This window comes from Eikenella sp. HMSC071B05 (assembly GCF_001811325.1).
GTDB classification, from domain to species: domain Bacteria; phylum Pseudomonadota; class Gammaproteobacteria; order Burkholderiales; family Neisseriaceae; genus Eikenella; species Eikenella corrodens.
Genome location: NZ_KV804528.1, coordinates 1 through 1,933, shown reverse-complemented (window position 1 = coordinate 1,933; position 1,933 = coordinate 1). Strand labels below are relative to the sequence as shown.

The 1,933-nt window shown below is 44.0% G+C and carries 3 protein-coding genes and 3 tRNA genes; all 6 read right to left on the bottom strand.

Going from position 1 to position 1,933, the window contains the following annotated elements; all coding sequences use genetic code 11:
* Positions 1–76: 76 nt before the first annotated feature.
* The 6 genes from HMPREF2796_RS00845 to rpsJ all read right to left on the bottom strand — a co-directional run bounded on the left by HMPREF2796_RS00845 (position 77) and on the right by rpsJ (position 1,885).
* Positions 77–151: transfer RNA gene (locus HMPREF2796_RS00845), tRNA-Thr, on the bottom strand.
* A 13-nt stretch (positions 152–164) separates the two neighbouring features.
* A tRNA-Gly gene (locus HMPREF2796_RS00840) sits at positions 165–238 on the bottom strand.
* A 23-nt stretch (positions 239–261) separates the two neighbouring features.
* Positions 262–345 (bottom strand) — tRNA-Tyr (locus tag HMPREF2796_RS00835).
* 105 nt (positions 346–450) lie between these two features.
* The gene (locus tag HMPREF2796_RS00830) at positions 451–708 is read right to left on the bottom strand and encodes a YfhL family 4Fe-4S dicluster ferredoxin (protein ID WP_003823685.1); all 258 of its coding nucleotides are present in this window, start codon (positions 706–708) and stop codon (positions 451–453) included.
* Positions 709–844: 136 nt separating this feature from the next.
* The gene (rsmD, locus tag HMPREF2796_RS00825; RefSeq protein WP_070630244.1) at positions 845–1,411 is read right to left on the bottom strand and encodes a 16S rRNA (guanine(966)-N(2))-methyltransferase RsmD; all 567 of its coding nucleotides are present in this window, start codon (positions 1,409–1,411) and stop codon (positions 845–847) included.
* A gap of 162 nt (positions 1,412–1,573) precedes the next feature.
* The gene (rpsJ, locus tag HMPREF2796_RS00820; RefSeq protein ID WP_002642322.1) at positions 1,574–1,885 is read right to left on the bottom strand and encodes a 30S ribosomal protein S10; all 312 of its coding nucleotides are present in this window, start codon (positions 1,883–1,885) and stop codon (positions 1,574–1,576) included.
* Positions 1,886–1,933 lie beyond the last annotated feature (48 nt).

Below are 1,933 nucleotides of genomic sequence, written 5' to 3'. Positions count from 1 at the left end.
GTTTGCTACGTTCAAATTTTTCCTTAGCCATGGCAATTTCCTATTAGCTTGAAGTAAACAAAGGGATAGAAATAGATGGTGCCCATGGGCAGATTTGAACTGCCGACCTCTCCCTTACCAAGGGAGTGCTCTACCCCTGAGCTACATGGGCCTTAAAAATTTATTGGAGCGGGTGAAGGGAATCGAACCCTCACCGTAAGCTTGGAAGGCTTCTGCTCTACCATTGAGCTACACCCGCCCTTAATGCCCCAACATAGTAATTGGTGGTGGGAGAAGGATTCGAACCTTCGAAGCTCTCGCAACAGATTTACAGTCTGCCCCCTTTGACCGCTCGGGAATCCCACCAAAAGAGAAAAGAAATATAGCGGCTTTCCTGACCAATCGTCAAGCAAAATTTATTCTTTTTTTCAGAACTAGCCGCAAGTCAATATTTTTAATTGAAATTAAATCCTACCCATTTTTCAACAAAATAATCTTTTCATACTTCTCTCGCAACTGCTCCTCAGTTTCTGGGTGTTCCTCATCAATCAAAATACAGTCTACTGGGCACACTTGCTGGCATTGCGGTTCATCGTAATGCCCAACACACTGCGTACACAGATCAGGATCGATCTCATAGATCTCCTCACCCTGCGAAATGGCATCATTTGGGCACTCTGGCTCACATACATCACAATTGATGCACTCATCTGTAATAAAAAGAGACATGTTTTCCTCTTAATATCTTCTAAGTTATCCAAAATTAGGGGGCGGGATTATAGCACAGACCAGCTTTCAGGTAGCCTCTCCCTTGGCAAAATATAAAATTTTCTTCTTTGATAACAATTATTAAAACAATCCAGCTTCATTTCTTCTTGAGCAGCGCATATTTACTTAATCCTGATTGCCCGGCATTCAACTCCAACAGATAATCAGGCCAAACAGGCAAGTCTCCTGCTTCAGCATACATATATGCACCACTATGCAAACGCTGCTCCAAGCACATAAAAAGCTCAACCCATCTCTGCCAAGCAAATGGTGGATCCAAAAACACCACATCAAATTGCTCTTGTGTTTTTTCTAAAAACACAAAAGAATCCATGGATTCAACCTTCATTCTTTCAGGTAGCCTCAATTCTTGTATTTGCTGTTGTAAACTTGCAGCAGTCCGCCGATTATTTTCTACCAACACAACCCGTTTCGCCCCTCGCGAGGCAGCCTCAAAACCCAAGGCTCCGCTACCAGCAAACAAATCCAACACCACTTGACCGGTTAAATCCTGTCCCAACCAGTTAAATAAACGCTCCCGCACACTATCTGCGGTTGGGCGCAAGCCTTCTGCATCAGCAAACCGAACTTTCCGCCCGCGCAGCTCCCCACCAATAATACGGATTTGATTTTTGTGTTTATTGTGCTTATTTTGTTTTTGCATACCTGCTCCACAAAAATGAGGAAAACTCATAGCTGCCTATTTCCATAGAATAGCTAAATGCCACCCTTCCATATAGTATCAATTTACCCTACTAGGTAAGACTCGTGGTCACAAAAAGCCGAACGGAGATTCCGTTCGGCTTTGATATTATCTGCAAGCAGATTACTGAACTTTGATTTCCACGTCCACACCGGCCGGCAAATCCAGCTTCATCAGTGCATCAGTCGTTTTGTCAGTCCAATCCACAATATCCATCAAGCGCAGATGAGTGCGGATTTCCAATTGTTCACGTGAAGTTTTATTCACGTGCGGAGAACGCAGGATATTGAAACGCTCGATTTTGGTCGGCAACGGAATCGGACCTTTTACCACAGCACCAGTGCGCTTGGCAGTTTCAACGATTTCCTGAGCAGAACGGTCAATCAGGCTGTAATCATAAGCTTTCAGACGGATACGGATTTTTTGATTTGCCATTTATTCAATATCCTTCTTAAGCGATCACGGAAGCCACCACACCGGCAC

Coding starts and splice junctions, on each gene's coding strand:
- HMPREF2796_RS00830 (WP_003823685.1), bottom strand. CDS start 708: ATGTCTCTTTTTATTACAGATGAGTGCATCAATTGTGATGTATGTGAG.
- rsmD (WP_070630244.1), bottom strand. CDS start 1,411: ATGCAAAAACAAAATAAGCACAATAAACACAAAAATCAAATCCGTATT.
- rpsJ (WP_002642322.1), bottom strand. CDS start 1,885: ATGGCAAATCAAAAAATCCGTATCCGTCTGAAAGCTTATGATTACAGC.